Origin of the sequence: Actinomadura monticuli (assembly GCF_041463655.1) — a bacterium.
Classification (GTDB): Bacteria; Actinomycetota; Actinomycetes; order Streptosporangiales; family Streptosporangiaceae; genus Spirillospora; species Spirillospora monticuli.
In genome coordinates this window covers 1-14,919 of sequence record NZ_JAXCEI010000001.1, presented here as the reverse complement: position 1 = coordinate 14,919, position 14,919 = coordinate 1, and the positions used below count along the sequence as shown (strand labels likewise).

The 14,919-nt window shown below is 72.8% G+C and carries 13 protein-coding genes; 6 read left to right on the top strand and 7 right to left on the bottom strand.

The features are described 5' to 3' along the window. The first annotated feature begins 15 nt into the window (after positions 1 to 15). Together SM611_RS00065 and SM611_RS00060 are read left to right on the top strand one after the other, a co-directional pair. Positions 16 to 1,401 carry an ABC transporter permease subunit gene (locus SM611_RS00065; protein ID WP_371946674.1) on the top strand — a complete coding sequence of 462 codons (1,386 nt, stop codon included), beginning with the start codon at positions 16 to 18 and terminating at the stop codon, positions 1,399 to 1,401. Then, a complete protein-coding gene (locus tag SM611_RS00060) occupies positions 1,398 to 2,336 on the top strand; it encodes a carbohydrate ABC transporter permease (protein ID WP_371946673.1) in 939 nt (312 codons plus the stop codon). The genes SM611_RS00065 and SM611_RS00060 overlap by 4 nt, the downstream gene beginning before the upstream one ends. A 73-nt stretch (positions 2,337 to 2,409) precedes the next feature. Here the strand turns inward: SM611_RS00060 and SM611_RS00055 are convergent, their stop codons facing one another. Further along, complete coding sequence (locus SM611_RS00055) at positions 2,410 to 3,648, bottom strand: ABC transporter ATP-binding protein (protein ID WP_371946672.1); 1,239 nt, start codon at positions 3,646 to 3,648, stop codon at positions 2,410 to 2,412. A 146-nt stretch (positions 3,649 to 3,794) separates the two neighbouring features. Here SM611_RS00055 and SM611_RS00050 point away from each other — a divergent pair, with 146 nt between their 5' ends. Both SM611_RS00050 and SM611_RS00045 read left to right on the top strand, forming a co-directional pair. Beyond that, complete coding sequence (locus tag SM611_RS00050) at positions 3,795 to 4,817, top strand: LacI family DNA-binding transcriptional regulator (RefSeq protein ID WP_371946671.1); 1,023 nt, start codon at positions 3,795 to 3,797, stop codon at positions 4,815 to 4,817. A gap of 72 nt (positions 4,818 to 4,889) precedes the next feature. Further along, positions 4,890 to 5,330 (top strand): Lrp/AsnC family transcriptional regulator, encoded by a 441-nt coding sequence (locus tag SM611_RS00045; protein WP_371946670.1) that lies wholly within the window; start codon positions 4,890 to 4,892, stop codon positions 5,328 to 5,330. On the opposite strand, the gene SM611_RS00040 is transcribed toward SM611_RS00045, so the two are convergent. The 6 genes from SM611_RS00040 to SM611_RS00015 all read right to left on the bottom strand — a co-directional run bounded on the left by SM611_RS00040 (position 5,327) and on the right by SM611_RS00015 (position 12,114). Beyond that, positions 5,327 to 6,229, bottom strand: a complete 903-nt coding sequence (locus SM611_RS00040; RefSeq protein WP_371946669.1) for a TIGR03619 family F420-dependent LLM class oxidoreductase — start codon at positions 6,227 to 6,229, stop codon at positions 5,327 to 5,329. The two genes, SM611_RS00045 and SM611_RS00040, sit on opposite strands and share 4 nt — an antisense overlap. Before the next feature lie 130 nt (positions 6,230 to 6,359). After that, positions 6,360 to 6,899 (bottom strand): FHA domain-containing protein, encoded by a 540-nt coding sequence (locus SM611_RS00035; RefSeq protein ID WP_371946668.1) that lies wholly within the window; start codon positions 6,897 to 6,899, stop codon positions 6,360 to 6,362. Between the two features lie 156 nt (positions 6,900 to 7,055). Beyond that, complete coding sequence (locus tag SM611_RS00030; protein ID WP_371946667.1) at positions 7,056 to 8,261, bottom strand: acyl-CoA dehydrogenase family protein; 1,206 nt, start codon at positions 8,259 to 8,261, stop codon at positions 7,056 to 7,058. Positions 8,262 to 8,345: 84 nt separating this feature from the next. Next, complete coding sequence (locus tag SM611_RS00025; RefSeq protein WP_371946666.1) at positions 8,346 to 9,413, bottom strand: DUF3616 domain-containing protein; 1,068 nt, start codon at positions 9,411 to 9,413, stop codon at positions 8,346 to 8,348. 61 nt (positions 9,414 to 9,474) lie between these two features. Then, positions 9,475 to 10,659 carry a cytochrome P450 gene (locus SM611_RS00020; RefSeq protein WP_371946665.1) on the bottom strand — a complete coding sequence of 395 codons (1,185 nt, stop codon included), beginning with the start codon at positions 10,657 to 10,659 and terminating at the stop codon, positions 9,475 to 9,477. Positions 10,660 to 10,722: 63 nt separating this feature from the next. Next, positions 10,723 to 12,114, bottom strand: coding sequence for a KamA family radical SAM protein (locus tag SM611_RS00015; protein WP_371946664.1), 1,392 nt, complete (start codon positions 12,112 to 12,114; stop codon positions 10,723 to 10,725). A gap of 142 nt (positions 12,115 to 12,256) precedes the next feature. Here SM611_RS00015 and kdd point away from each other — a divergent pair, with 142 nt between their 5' ends. After that, positions 12,257 to 13,348: an L-erythro-3,5-diaminohexanoate dehydrogenase gene (kdd, locus tag SM611_RS00010; protein WP_371946663.1), complete on the top strand. Its 1,092-nt coding sequence runs from the start codon at positions 12,257 to 12,259 to the stop codon at positions 13,346 to 13,348. 54 nt (positions 13,349 to 13,402) lie between these two features. After that, entirely contained in the window at positions 13,403 to 14,734 is a 1,332-nt protein-coding gene (locus tag SM611_RS00005) for a DUF2252 domain-containing protein (RefSeq protein ID WP_371946662.1), read from the top strand. Positions 14,735 to 14,919: the final 185 nt, after the last annotated feature.

Below are 14,919 nucleotides of genomic sequence, written 5' to 3'. Positions count from 1 at the left end.
GTAGGGGATCCCTGAATGAAGGCTCCGAAAGAGGAGGCGCCGCCGGCCGTCACGGCCGGCGGCGCCGCCGCCCCCGCCGGGCCGGCCGCGCGTTCCGGCGGCCGCCGGGGGCGGGAGAAACTGGCTCCGCCGTCGTGGCTCGCCATCACGTTCCTGCTGCCGGCTCTGGTGCTGCTCGGCTTCCTGGTGGTCTACCCGATCGTCTACTCGGTGATCCGCAGCTTCTTCGACGCGTCCGGCGACTCGTTCGTCGGCGTGGACAACTACACCGGGGTCTTCAAGGGGCACGACAACCTCGTCGCGGTGCGCAACACCGCCATCTGGATCGTGGTGGCCCCGACCGTGGTCACCATCATCGGCCTGCTGTTCGCCGTCCTCACCGAGCGGATCCGGTGGGCGACGGTGTTCAAGCTCGTGGTGTTCATGCCGATGGCGATCTCGTTCCTCGCCTCCGGCGTGATCTTCCGGCTGGTGTACCAGATGGACCCCGACAAGGGAATCGCGAACGCGGCGCTGGTCGCGATCCACGACACCTTCAACCAGGGGACGACGTATCCGGGCGCGGGCCCCCGCAGCGGCGGCGACGCGCTCATCCGCGCCGACGGCGGCGCTGTCGTCACCGTGAGCCCCGTCCGGCCCGGGCAGAGCGCGCTCGTCCCGCTGCTGAAGGTCAAGCCGGAGTACCTGCCGAAGGACGCCGAGCCCGCCGCGCAGGCACCGGCCGCCGGGCCCGGCCAGCTGACCGGCGCGGTCTGGTTCGACTTCACGCGGGGCGGCGGCGGGCAGCCGAACGCGCCGAACGCGGGCGAGTCCGGGCTGCCCGGCATCAAGGTCGAGGCGGTGAAGGACGGCAAGGTGGTCGCCAAGGCCACCACGGAGGCCGACGGCACCTTCACGATGAAGAAGGTGCCGGACGGGACGTACACGATCCGGCTGCCCGAGGACAACTTCACCGCCGCCTACCGCGGCGCGGAATGGCTCGGGAGCACCCTCATCACCCCCGCGATCATCGGCTCGTACCTGTGGGTCTGGTCCGGGTTCGCGATGGTGCTGATCGCCGCCGGGCTCGCCGCCATCCCGCGCGACGCGCTGGAGGCGGCCCGCGTCGACGGCGCCACCGAGTGGCAGGTGTTCCGGCGGGTGACGATCCCGCTGCTCATGCCCGTCCTGACGGTGGTGCTGGTGACGCTGGTCATCAACGTCATGAAGGTCTTCGACCTCGTCTTCATCATCGGCGGCGGCGACCCGAACGCCAACGTGCTGGCGCTGCGGATGTGGACGGAGGCGTTCGGCGGCGGCAACGACCAGGGCGCCGGCAGCGCCATCGCCGTGCTGCTGTTCGTCCTCGTGCTGCCCGCCATGCTGTTCAACATCCGGCGAATTCGGCAGGAGCGGAAATGAGCACCGCGGAGAAGGCCGCCGAGGCACCGGCTCCCGAGGACGGCGGCCAGGGCGCGGCGGGGGCGCCGCGCCGCGGCGTCGCGGCCCGGATCGTCGGGCGGCTCGGCGGCGGCGCGGCGCAGGCGCTGCTGGTGCTGATCGCGCTGTTCTGGCTCGTCCCGACGCTCGGGCTGCTGGTGGCGTCGCTGCGCTCCAACGAGGACAACAACGCCGGCGGCTGGTGGACGGTGTTCACCGAGCCGGCGCAGCTGACCGCCAGCTCCTACAGCTCGCTGCTGGGCAAGGGCGACTTCGTCGACTCGTTCTGGAACACCGTGCTGATCACCGTCCCCGCGACCGTGCTGGTCGTGGTGATCGCCTCGATGGCCGCCTACGCGTTCGCGTGGATGGAGTTCCCCGGCCGGGACTGGCTGTTCCTGCTCGTGGTGGCGCTGCTGGTGGTGCCCGTCCAGGTCGCGCTGATCCCGGTCGCCAAGCTCTACGGCCAGATCGAGTTCGGCGGGTTCCAGATGTTCGGGTCGGTCACCGGCGTGGTGCTGTTCCACGTCGCGTTCGGCCTGCCGTTCGCCATCTTCCTGCTCCGCAACTTCTTCGCGGCGATCCCCCGGGACCTGCTGGAGGCGGCGCGGATGGACGGCGGCTCGGAGTGGACGATCTTCCGGCGGGTGATCTTCCCGCTGGGCGGCCCGGCGATCGCCTCGCTCGGCATCTTCCAGTTCCTGTGGGTGTGGAACGACCTGCTGGTCGCGCTGGTGTTCGCCGACACCGGGTCGCAGCCGATGACCAAGTGGCTGCAGTCCCAGATGCGGCAGTTCACCGGCAACATCGACATCCTCGCGCCCGGCGCGTTCGTGTCGCTGATCGTGCCGCTGGCCGTCTTCTTCGCCTTCCAGCGCTACTTCGTCCAGGGCGTCCTTGCGGGCTCGGTGAAGTAGCCCGCTCGGGGACTCCGGCGCGACGGTGACGCCCCCTGCCCGCGCGGGCAGGGGGCGTCACCGTCGCCGGGTGTCACTTGCGCAGGCTCGCGGCGCCGTGCCGGAGCGCGGCGTCCGGGTGGCCGATGGCCAGGCCGCTGGACGGGTCGAAGAAGTGCAGCCGGCGGGTGTCGACGGCGAGCTGCACGTCCTGGTTCGGGCGGACGTGGGAGCGGGAGTTGACGCGGGCCGTCCACAGCGCCTTGTTGTCGACGAGCGGGATCGCCATGTCGCCCTCGCCCTCGGCGTCCTCGGCGAGGTCGGCGGTGTCCTTGTGCTCGACCGGCGGGGCGTCGATCGTGAAGATCACGTTGATCTCGCTGCCCAGCTCCTCGGTGACGGTGCTGCGGACCGCCATCGGCGCCCACTCGGCCTCGGAGTGCGCGGCGTCCTCGAAGTCGGACGGGCGGATGCCGAGGATGACCTTGCGGCCGACGTAGTCCTGCAGGCCCGGCTTGTCGCCGAGCGTCGCGGCCGGCACCGGCAGCGTGTACCCGGCGAAGGAGACCTGCGCGCCGGCGTCGGCGGGGGCCAGGTCGGCGAGGACGAAGTTCATCGCCGGCGACCCGATGAACCCGGCGACGAACAGGTTGACGGGGTTGTCGAACAGCCGCTGCGGGGTGTCGACCTGCTGCAGCACGCCCTCGCGGAGCACGCACACCCGCGACCCGAGCGTCATGGCCTCGACCTGGTCGTGGGTGACGTAGACGGTGGTGACGCCGAGCCGCTCGTGCAGCTGGCTGAGCGAGGCGCGCATGGACACGCGGAGCTTGGCGTCCAGGTTCGACAGCGGCTCGTCCATCAGGAACGCCTGCGGCTCGCGGACGATCGCGCGGCCCATCGCGACCCGCTGGCGCTGCCCGCCCGACAGCGCCGCGGGCTTGCGGGACAGGTACTGCTCCAGGCCGAGCATCTTGGCGGCCTCGTGGACCTTGGACTTGATCTCCGCCTTCGGCGTGCCGCGCAGCTTCAGGCCGAACGCGAGGTTCTGCTCGACCGTCATGTGCGGGTAGAGGGCGTAGTTCTGGAAGACCATCGCGATGTCGCGGTCCTTGGGCGCGAGGTCGTTCACGACCCGGTCGCCGATGGAGATCTTCCCGCCGCTGATCTCCTCCAGCCCGGCGATCATCCGCAGCGCGGTCGACTTGCCACAGCCGGAGGGGCCGACCAGCACCATGAACTCGCCGTCGCGGATCTCCAGGTCGAGCCCGTCGACGGCCTTGACGCCGCCGCTGTACACCTTGTCGACCCGGTCCAGCACGATCTTGGCCATCGGAACCCCTTCATGGAAACGTTTCCATCACCCCCTGCCGAACAGGGGTTTTATGTCTCTGAAGGGAGTAAACATCATGGAATCGTTTCCATGGGAGTGATACGCCGGATAAGATCATCGAAACGGCGCGGAACGGGAGGTCACGGGTGGCGCAGCGGCGGACGGCGACGATCAAGGACGTGGCCGCGGCGGCGGGCGTCGGCATCGCCACCGTGTCCCGGGTGTTCTCCGGGACGGGCTCGGTCAGCGCCGGCACCCGCGAGCGCGTGCTGGCCGCCGCCCGCGAGCTGGACTACCGCCCGAGCGCCCTCGGCCGCGGCCTCAAGCTGCGCCGCAGCGGCGGCATCGGGCTGATCGTCCCGGACGTCACCGACCCCTTCCGCGCCGAGCTGGTCGCGGGCGTGCTCACCTGCGCCCGCAGCCTCGGCGAGCACGTCATCGTCGACGCCGCGCACGGCGACGCCGGCCGCGAGGCCGAGATCGTGGAGCGCCTCGTCGAGCAGCGGGTGGACGGGATCATCGCGGTGCCCGCCGGCGACCGGGCCGACTGGCGGGCCGCCGCCAGGGTGTGCTCCAGCGTCGTGTTCGCCGACCGGGTGCTGCCGGGCCTGCCGGAGATCCCGGCCGTCCTCGCCGACGACGCGGGCGGCGTCCGCTCCCTCACCGAGTACCTGGCCGGGCTGGGGCACCGGCGCATCGGCTTCCTCGGCGGCGCCCCCGGCACCCCCGCCGGGGTGCGCGAGCGCGCGTTCCGCGACACCCTCGCCCAGCTCGGCGTCCCCGTGGAGGAGGACCTGGTCGTCGCCGCCCGCCCGGCCCGCGACGCCGCCTACGCCGCCGCCGCAGGGCTGCTGCAGCGGCGCGCCGACGTGACCGCGATCCTCGCCGCCGGCCACCTGCTCGGGGAGGCGGCGGTGCTGGTCGCCCGCGAGCTCGACCTGCGCGTCCCCGCCGACGTGTCGATCGCGATGATGGACGACGTGGCGTGGGCGGAGCTGTGCGACCCGCCGCTGACCGCCGTCGCCCGCTCCGGGCACGACATCGGGTACCGCGCCTGCGAGCTGCTGCTGCGCGAGCCCGCCCGGCGGGGGAGGGGCGAGCCGGTGCTGCTGCCCACCGAGCTGGTCGTGCGCGGCAGCTGCGGCCCGCTGCGCCCCGCGCGCCGCTGAAACCCGCCCGATAACGCCGTTCCGTGATCTATCGGGGCGCACGCACCGGCCCCGGCACGCTAGATTTCCCGCGTGGAGGAGATCGATCGTCAGATCATGGCGCTGCTCGCCGACGACGGGCGGATGAGTTTCACCGACCTGGCCAAGGAGACGGGGCTGTCGGTGTCGGCCGTGCACCAGCGCGTCCGGCGGCTGCAGAAGCGCGGCGTCATCACGGGGTTCGCCGCGCAGCTCGACACCCGGCAGATCGGGCTGCCGCTGACCGCGTTCGTGTCGATCAAGCCGATCGATCCGGCCGCGCCGGACGACGCCCCCGACCGGCTGGCCCACCTGCAGGCGATCGAGGCGTGCCACTCGGTGGCGGGGGAGGAGAGCTACATCCTGAAGGTGCGGGTCGCGTCGCCGAACGAGCTGGAGGAGCTGCTCCAGCAGATCCGCGCCGCCGCGAACGTCGCGACGCGGACCACGGTCGTCCTCAGCACCCCGTGGGAGTCGCGCCGCCCGCCGCTCTAGCCCGGGGCGAAGGCGTCCAGCGCCTCCAGCGCGCGGTCGAGCGCGGCGCGCGGGTCGGCGTCCGGCCCGGTGATCTCCGGGTCGAAGTTGAGGTCGATGAACGCCTCGGTGACGCCCTGCCCGGCCAGCGCCGCCAGGTCGCCGCGGATCTCGCCGGGCGACCCGGTGAGCGGCCGCCGCCCGGCCCGCCCGCCCGGACGGACCCGGACCGCGCCCCGGCACGCGAACCGCAGCGCGACCGGGTCCCGCCCGGCCCGCTCGGCGGCGTCCCGGACGGTGCCGATCGAGCGGCCGATCGCGGTGAGGTCGGCGCGGCTGGAGCTGACCCAGCCGTCCGCGAGCCGCCCGGCCCGGCGCAGCGCGCCCTCGGACGCCCCGCCCAGCAGGACCGGGAGCGGGGACTGCACGGGCGGCGGCTCCATCACGACCGGCGGGAAGTCGTAGAACTCCCCGTGGAACTCGGTCGGGCCGCCCGACCACAGGCCGCGCAGCACGGCGAGGTACTCCTCCGCGCGGGCGCCGCGCCGCTCCATCGGCGCCCCGGCGGCGGCGAACTCCGCGGGCATCCACCCGAGCCCGAGGCCGAGGTCGAGGCGCCCGCCGCTGACGCGGTCGAGGGTCGCGGCCTGCTTGGCGAGGATCGGCGGCGCCACGAACGGCAGGTTGACGATCGCGACGCCGAGCCGCACCCGGGAGGTCCGCCCGGCGAGGTAGGCCAGCGTGACGAGGGGGTCGGGGACGGCCCGGTAGGTGCGGTCGTCCGAGCCGGCCGGGTTCAGGACGCGCTGGAGCGTCCACACCGAGCGGTAGCCGAGCTCCTCGGCCCGCCGCGCGACCGTCACCTGGTTCTCCGGGGTCGCCCACGCGCCCGACCCCGGGACCGCGAACCCGAGCTCCACACGGCCTCCCTCGCCCGGCCGAACCTTACAACGTCAAGGGCGGCGGCCTGACGGGCCGCCCCGCATCCCATCCAAGCACGGCCGATGGCGGCGGAGCCCGCGCCGCGCTGTGCCGGGGGAGGGGGCGGGCTCAGGGTGCGGCGGCGATGAAGCAGGAGTTGCCGAAGCCGACCTCGTCACCGGGCCGCAGCCGGACCGGGCCGGTCAGCCGCCACCCGTTCACCCGGGTCCCGTTCATCGACCCGAGGTCGGAGATCATCCAGCACTCGCCGGAGCGGTAGATCTCGGCGTGGAAGCGGGAGACGGTCAGGTCGGTGAGGATGAACTGGCAGGCGGGGGCGCGGCCGACGACGATCCGCTTCAGGTCGGCCGGCGGCAGCAGGAAGCGGGGCAGCCGCGGCGCCCGCCAGGCCGCCTCGATCCGCGCCGTCACCTGCGACACCGAGGAGACCAGCCCGGTCAGCCGGTCGAGGACGCGGTTCTGCGGCGGCAGGTCGTGGACGATGCCGGCCAGCTCCGCCTGGCTGCGCGCGCGCAGCACCTGGTCCACACGGCGCTCGAACGTGTCGTTCGACATCCGGCCCTCGGCCACGCGGTCGCTGAGGACGCGCAGTGCCCGGTCCCGCTCCGTGTCGGACGCTCTCACCGGGAATGAGGGCTGACCGTCCATGGCTGTGAGTATCCAGTCCCCATCGTCGGCTGTCCAGAAAGGGCCGTGGCCCGAGGAGGCGGGTGATCGCCCTCACCCGCCCCCCACCTTTTCGATGGGCCGTGCCGCGCGAAAGTTCGCGGGGCACGGGGCTTTTCCCGGGCCGTCCCCGCGGGATCAGCGGGACAGCAGGTCGCGCGCGATGTGCGTCACCTGGATCTCGTCGGTGCCCGCGTAGATCTGGAACGACTTGGCGTCGCGGGCGAGCTGCTCGACGCGGTACTCGCTCATGTAGCCGTTGCCGCCGAACAGCTGCACCGCCTCCTGCGCGACCTCGCTGGCGGCCTGCGCCGCGTACAGCTTCATGGCCGACGCCTCGGCGAGCGTCGGGGCGCGGCCGGCGCGCTGCATCTCGATGTGCCGGAACACCAGGTTCTGGACGTTGAGCCGCGCGACCTCCATCTTGGCCAGCTTCAGCTGGATGAGCTGGAAGTCGCCGATCCGCTGCCCCCACAGCTCGCGGGCCTTGGCGTAGTCGACCGACAGCCGCAGGCACTCCTCGATGACGCCGAGCGACATCGCGGCGACGCCGGCGCGCTCGGTGACGAAGTTCTGCTTCGCCGACTCCTTGCCGCCCTGCGAGCCGGAGGTGAGCAGGCGGTCGGCGCCGGCCCGGACGTCGTTGAGGAACAGCTCGCCGGTGGGGGAGGAGTGCAGGCCCATCTTGCGCAGCGGCCTGCTCTGCTCCAGCCCGTCCATGCCCCGGTCCAGGACGAAGGTGAGGATCTCGCGGTCGCGGGGGTCCTCGCCCTGGTCGAGCTTGCAGTAGAAGACGATCGTGTCGGCGTAGGGGCCGTTGGTGATGAAGGTCTTGCTGCCGTTGATGACGTACTCGTCGCCGACCTTCTTCGCGGTGGCCTGCATGCCGCCGAACGCGTCCGACCCGGAGTTCGGCTCGGTGATGGCCCAGGCGCCGACCTTCTCCATGGTGAGCAGGGGGAGCGCCCAGCGCTCCTTCTGCTCGGGGGTGCCCCGCTTCATGATCGTCCCGGCGGCGAGGCCGAGGCCGACGCCCATCGCCGACACCAGGCCGGGCGCGACCTTGCACAGCTCGATGACGGGGATCATGGTCATCGCCGCGTTCCCGCCGCCGGAGCGGTCCTCGCCCTCGCCGGCCTCGCCCGCCTTCTCCTTGGCGATGCGCGACCGGAAGGACGAGCGGGCCATCTCGTCCATCCCGAACGTCTTGTACAGGCCGCGGAGCAGGTCGTACGGCGGGAGGTCGCCCGACTCCAGGGCGTCCAGGTTGGGCCGGACCTCCGCGTCGATCCAGCCGCGCACCGCGTCCCGGATCATCAGGTCTTCCTCGGACCACTCGATCATGCTCTGCCCCGCCCCTTCGCGCTCTGTCCGGATGACGGGGCCCATCAAAGCAGAGGCTGAAAGCGAGCGCTTATTCGGGTTCCGTCAGCCGAGATCGACGACGTCCGCGATGACCCCGCCGTCCGCGGTGAGCCGGTCCGGGGACGGGCTGTCGTAGACGACCAGGACGCGGGTGCCGGGCTCGTCCAGCACCGCGATGCCCTCGGCGTGGTCGTCGCCGTCGCCGTGGGGCAGGTCGCCCAGCGTCTCCAGCTCCGCGGCGGTGACGATCTCGGCGGCGTCGCTGGCCGCCGCGCCCCGCCACCGGACGACCCGCACCGGGCCGTCCAGGTCCATGCTCGGGCCGGTGAGGACGAGCAGGTCGTCGCCGTGCGGGCACAGGTCCCGGATGCCGAGGCCGCCGAGGTCGAGGAAGTGCGTGCGGTAGCGGTCCGCGCCGTCGCCGACGGGCAGCAGCCGCAGCCGCCGCGGGTCGTCCGGGTCGGTGCCGGGCCTGATCTCCAGCAGTACCGCCCAGCCGCGCAGGACCGGCCCGCGCAGCCCGATGTAGAGGCGGTCGCCGTGCGCGGCGATCCCCTCGATGTCGATGCCGTTGTCCTTGCTCGGGATCGACAGGAACGGCGCGAGGTGGGGGTCGTCCTCCAGCACGTCGGTGATGGAGTCCTCGTCCAGGCCGAGGACGGCGGCGGTGCGGCCGCCGTCTTCGCGGACGACGCCGGGGAGTCCGTCCTCGCCGGTGACGAGGGGGAGCCGGGCGAGGATGAAGCGGTTGTCCTCGCGGACGACCGTGGCGAGCCGCTTGCGCGCCTTCGCCGCGCTCTGCCCGGGCTTGATCTTCTTGCGCTTGAGGCTGTGCGAGCCGATCGCCCACAGCCACCCGTTGGCGCGCGCGAGGCCCTCGATGTCGGCCTCCTCGCCGGGGCCGGCGGGCAGCGGCACGAGGTCGGCGAGCGCGACCGTGGTCTGCGCCGCGTAGCCGGTGACGCGCCCGTCCGCGCCGAGCACGGCGGTCAGCCGCTCGATGGTGGCCGTCTCGTCGCCCGCCACCCACAGGCAGCGGCCGTCCTGGCGCACGGCGGACAGGTTCGTGTGCGTCTCGGCTTCCCGGCTGTCCGCCTCGAAGCGAAGTTCGACCCGGCGTTCCACGATCATGGCGACATATTCCCATATCCGGAGCGTCCGTATGCCGTGCTCCGGGGGCCCGAACCGGCCTTCAGCCGTCCCAGCGGACGTCCAGCCGCGGCGGCTTGCGGAACACCAGGCCGTGCGGGCGGGGCGGGCGGCCCGAGCCGAGGCGCAGGCCCGGGAGGCGGTCGAGCAGCGCGGCGAGCGCCGTCCGCGTCTCCAGCCGGGCCAGGTGGGCGCCGAAGCAGAAGTGCGGCCCGTGCGCGAACGCCAGATGGTCGGCGGCGTTCCTGCGCCGCACGTCGAAGCGGTCGGGGTCGGGGAAGGCGGCCGGGTCGCGGTTCGCGCCGGCGAGCGACACCCGGACCAGGTCGCCCGCGCGGACCCGCGCCGCGCCGAGCGCCGTGTCGCGGGTGGCGTACCGGTCGACGACCGACGCCGAGGGCTCCAGCCGCAGCGACTCCTCGATCGCCGCCGGGAGCAGGTCGCGGTCCTGCCGGACGAGCCGGAGCTGGTCGGGGTTCTCGAGCAGGTGCAGCGCCGCGTTGGCGATCATGCCCTCGGTGGTGTCGATGCCGCCGAACATCAGGATCGCGGTGTTCGCGACGACCTCGGCGGTGGCCAGCCCGGCCTCGTCCCGGGCGGCCTCGGCCAGCAGGGAGCCGGGACGGGACGCGGTGATCGCCTCCTCGACCGCGGCGGTGAGCAGCCGGTACGCCTCGGCCGCGCCCAGCGGGGCGTCGCCGCCCGCCGTGATCGCCGAGACCGCCTCGACGAACGCGCCGTACCAGGACCGGACGGTCGCGGCGTCCACGCCGTCCAGGCCGAGCGCCTCGGCGACGACCGCGACGGCGAGCGGCCCGGCCAGCTCGCCGCGCAGCTCCGCGCGTCCGGCCGGCGCCAGCCCCTCGACCAGCCGGGCGGCCTCCGCCTCGACGAACGCGGTGAACCGCTCGCGGGTGCGCGCGGGGCGGAACGGCCGCGCGAACGGGTCGCGGTGCCGGGTGTGCGCGGCGCCGTCGAGGGAGAGCATGCTCGGCCCGACGACGCGGGCGGTGGAGAAGCGCGGGTCGTCCACGGTGAACGCGTCCGCGTCGCGCATCACCCGCAGCGCCAGGTCGCGGGAGGTCACCAGCCAGCCGCCCAGCGCGGGGACGCGGGCGGCCGGGGCGCGCTCCCGCAGCCGCGCGAGGTGCGGATGCGGGTCGTCCTCCAGGTCGGCGGCGGTCAGGTCGGCCGCGGTCGGGTCCGCGGAGGTCGGATGAGCCGTCACCCTTCCGAGGGTATTCCGCCGCATACCTGATCTACAACGTAAAGGCGCCGGGCCGGTCGCGCGTCACACCGCCTCGGAACGTTCCCGCCACCACGCGCGGCCCTCCTCCGGCAGCGTGTAGATCGGGTCGTGGTACTCGTAGCGCCGGGTCAGCGCGTCCGGGTCGGACAGCTCCAGGCCGGTCCGGTAGTTCTTCGTCCAGTAGGAGATGCCGCGCTCGCGGTCGTAGTCGGCGAGCTGGTGCACCCACCGCTTCCCGACGTAGGGGACGTCGCAGACGATGCGCGGGGTGGCGAAGCCCGGCAGGTAGCCCATGATCGCGTGCTGCAGCTCCTGCGCCTCCCAGACCGCGAGCCGCCAGTGCTCGCTGTTCGGGATCATGTCGCACATGTACAGGTAGTACGGCATGATCCCGGCCTCGTCCAGCAGCGCGAACGACAGGTCGAGCAGCGCGTCCGGGGTGTCGTTGACGCCGCGCAGCAGCACGCCCTGGTTGCGGACGTCGCGGATCCCGGTGTCGAGCATCGCGCGGGCGGCCCTGGCGACCAGCGGCGTCACCGACCGGGCGGCGTTGACGTGGGTGTGGATCGCGATCTGCACGCCGCGCCCGCGCGCCTTCGCGGCGAGGCGCTCCATGCCGGCGCGAACGTCGTCCTGCAGCCAGTGCTGGGGCAGTCCCATGAGCGCCTTGCTGGCGAGGCGGATGTCGCGGACGTTGTCGATGTCCAGCAGCGAGTCGACGAACGACTCCAGCCGCGCCCACGGCATGTTGGCGACGTCCCCGCCGGAGACGACCACGTCGCGGACACCGGGGGTGCGGCGCAGGTAGTCCAGCATGGCGCCGAGCCTGTCGGGCGGCCTGACGGTGAACTTGTGCTTGTCGACGGTTGGCGTGGAGTTGCCGACGAGGTCCATGCGGGTGCAGTGGCCGCAATACTGCGGGCAGGTCGGCAGGAGCTCGGCCAGCACCTTGGTGGGGTAGCGGTGGGTGAGGCCCTCGACGGCCCACATCTCGGCCTCGTGGAGCGAGTCGCGGGAGGCGTGCGGGTGGGACGGCCAGTCGGTGCGCCGGTCGCTGAACACTGGGAGCATGTAGCGCCGCACGGGGTCCGCGTAGAAGGCGCCGGTGGACGAGGAGTCCATCGTGTTGAGCATCTGCGGCGGCAGCAGCATCGACATCGTGGCGCGCTCGGCCTGGTCGCGCTCCAGGTCGGCGTAGAACGACTCGTCCAGCCGGTCGCCCATCACCTGGCGGAGCTGCCGCAGGTTCTTCACGCAGTGGGCGCGCTGCCACTGCGCCGACTCCCATTCGTCCCGCGTGACGTCCCGCCATCCCGGCAGGCGCCGCCAGTCGGGCTCCTCCAGGGGCCGGCGCCGGTAGGCGTACGGCTGGCGTGCGGACGCGTCGGACGCATCGCCGGATACGGCCGCGTCCGGGTGCAGGGCAGTGGTCATCGTCGACCGCCTCCTAGCCTCACATTGATCGCGCAAAACTCTTGTATGAGCCCGACGGTACGGGAAGACTTTCGATGAAACCAGTGGTGCCCTGTACATTTTGCGCTACACCAGCGGTTTTCGGGAGAAAGGCGGGACGGCGATGACCGACGGCGGGACGGGCCCCGGCACCGGTTCGGGCACGGGTTCGGGCACGGGGACGGCGGTGGGGCTGCACCGGGTGCTGGAGCCCGCGGGCGTGCTGCCGCAGGCCGCGCACCGGCTGGACACCGACCCGGAGATCCGCCCGGACGAGGTCCGCATCCGGGTCGAGCGCCTCAACCTGGACGCCGCGTCCTACCGGCAGCTGCACACCGCGCACGGCGGCGACCCGGACGCGATCCGCGCCGAGGTGCTGCGGATCATCGGGGAGCGCGGCAAGATGCACAACCCCGTCACCGGGTCCGGCGGCATGCTCGTCGGCGTCGTCGAGGAGGCCGGGCCGGAGTCGCCGCTCGGGCTCAAGCCCGGCGACCGCGTCGCCACGCTCGTCTCCCTCACCCTCACCCCGCTCGCCGTCACCGACGGTCTCGCCGGCTGGGACGGGAGGTCGGAGCAGGTGCCCGCGCGCGGCCACGCCATCCTGTTCGCCCGCTCCATCGCCGCCGTCCTGCCCGCCGACCTGCCGGTGCCGCTGGCCCTCGCCGTCATGGACGTGTGCGGCGCCCCCGCCCTCACCGCGCGGGTGGTGGCCTCGGCCGGACGCGCCGGGCGCGCCCCCTCCGTCGCCGTGCTGGGCGCCGCCGGCAAGTCCGGCTGCCTCGCGCTCGCCGCCGCTCGCCGCGCCGGCGCGTCCCGGGTGGTCGGGCTCGTCCCCACCGCCGACGAGGAGGACCGGCTCATCGCGTCCGGGCTCGCCGACGCCGTCGTCCGCGCCGACGCCCGCGACCCCGTCGCCGTCGCCGCCGCGATCGGGGAGCCGGTGGACGTCACCGTCGTGTGCGTGGACGTGCCCGGCTGCGAGCACGGCGCGATCCTCGCCACCGCCCCCGGCGGAACCGTCGTGTTCTTCTCGATGGCGACCTCGTTCCCGGCCGCCGCGCTCGGCGCCGAGGGACTCGCCGCCGACGTCACCATGCTCATCGGCAACGGCTACGTCCCCGGCCACGCCGAGGCGGCCCTTGACCTGGTGCGGTCGGAACCGGCCGTGCGTGCGCTGTTCACCTCCCGGACGGGTCCGGATTCGGCACAATGACCGGGTACGCCCCGGGCACGCGGCGGGCGTCACCCGAGCATCGAGGGAGAAAGAATGGCGAGCATCACCGAGGAGCTGCGCGGGCGGGACCCGAAGGAGCGCCAGGCGCAGATCGTCGACGTCCTGGTCGACGCGTTCTCGGACCTGATGGAGCGCAGCCCCGCCGAGTTCCGCCGCCGCTTCCGCAAGATGGCCTCCGACCCCTTCGCGTTCTACCGGGGCAGCGCCTGCCTGTTCTACGCCGACATCGTGCACGACGACGACCCGTGGGCCGACGAGCGCACGTCCCGCGTCTGGATCCAGGGCGACCTGCACGCGCAGAACTTCGGCACCTACATGAACGACGACGGCGTGTTCGTCTTCGACGTCAACGACTACGACGAGGCCTACGTCGGCCACTTCACCTGGGACGTCAAGCGGCTCGTCGCGAGCCTGGCGCTGCTGGCCTGGCAGAAGGCGATCTCCGACGCCGACATCCGCCGGCTCATCGAGGCCTACGTGCGCGCCTACGTCGACCAGGTCCGGCGGTTCGCCGCGCACGAGGGCGACGAGAAGTTCGCGCTGACGCTCGACACCACCGACGGCTACGTCCGGGACGTGCTCGTCGCCGCGATGGGCGGCACCCGGATCGGGCTGCTGCAGGACATGACGGTCGTGGACGGGCCCGACCGCCGGTTCCGCGACCGTCCCGGCGTCCGCCGCCTGGACGACGCGGAACGCGCCGCGGTCGAGGCCGCCTACCGGGAGTACCTGCAGACGATCCCGTCGGAGAAGCGGTTCGGCAGCCTCACCTACGTGGTGAAGGACATCGTGGGGGCGTCCGGGTTCGGCATCGGGTCGGCCGGGCTGTCGGCCTACAACATCCTGGTGGAGGGCAACACGCAGGCCCTGGAGAACGACGTCATCCTCTCGATGAAGCAGGGCAACGTCGCCGCGCCCAGCCGCGTCGTGGACGACCCGCGCATCCGGGAGTACTTCCGGCACCACGGGCACCGCACCGCCGTGTCGCGGCGCGCGCTCCAGGCCAACAGCGACCCGTGGCTCGGGCACACCCAGATCGACGGCGTCGGCTACGTCGTCCAGGAGCTGTCCCCCTACGAGGAGGACCTGGACTGGGGCGGCCTCACCGAGCCCGAGGACATGCTGTCGGTCCTGGACGACCTCGGCCGCGCCACCGCGAAGGTGCACTGCGTGTCCGACACCGACTCCGACCACACCCTGGTCGGCTTCCAGGTCGAGGACGCCATCGACGCGGTGATCGGCGAGGACGAGTCGGCGTTCGTCGAGGCGATGGTCGCGTTCGGCACGCAGTACGCCGAGATCGTCCGCGACGACCACGCCTACTTCGTGGACGCCTTCCGCAACCACGAGATCCCGGGCCTGTAGGCCCCGCCCCGGCCGCCCGCTCCGTCCCGGCCGCCCCGCCGTCCTGGCCGCCCCCGCTAGCGGCAATGCCGGGTAGTTAGGCCTGTGGGTTGGTTGTCCAGGGGTTTGGTGGATGTTGGAGACGTGAGGACGGAGATCCAGTAGAACGGGTGATCTTCTACCATCGTCCGTCTGACCTACTGGAT

Coding starts and splice junctions, on each gene's coding strand:
- SM611_RS00030 (WP_371946667.1), bottom strand. CDS start 8,261: ATGATCGAGTGGTCCGAGGAAGACCTGATGATCCGGGACGCGGTGCGC.
- SM611_RS00065 (WP_371946674.1), top strand. CDS start 16: ATGAAGGCTCCGAAAGAGGAGGCGCCGCCGGCCGTCACGGCCGGCGGC.
- SM611_RS00015 (WP_371946664.1), bottom strand. CDS start 12,114: ATGACCACTGCCCTGCACCCGGACGCGGCCGTATCCGGCGATGCGTCC.
- SM611_RS00055 (WP_371946672.1), bottom strand. CDS start 3,648: ATGGCCAAGATCGTGCTGGACCGGGTCGACAAGGTGTACAGCGGCGGC.
- SM611_RS00005 (WP_371946662.1), top strand. CDS start 13,403: ATGGCGAGCATCACCGAGGAGCTGCGCGGGCGGGACCCGAAGGAGCGC.
- SM611_RS00025 (WP_371946666.1), bottom strand. CDS start 9,413: ATGATCGTGGAACGCCGGGTCGAACTTCGCTTCGAGGCGGACAGCCGG.
- kdd (WP_371946663.1), top strand. CDS start 12,257: ATGACCGACGGCGGGACGGGCCCCGGCACCGGTTCGGGCACGGGTTCG.
- SM611_RS00035 (WP_371946668.1), bottom strand. CDS start 6,899: ATGGACGGTCAGCCCTCATTCCCGGTGAGAGCGTCCGACACGGAGCGG.
- SM611_RS00060 (WP_371946673.1), top strand. CDS start 1,398: ATGAGCACCGCGGAGAAGGCCGCCGAGGCACCGGCTCCCGAGGACGGC.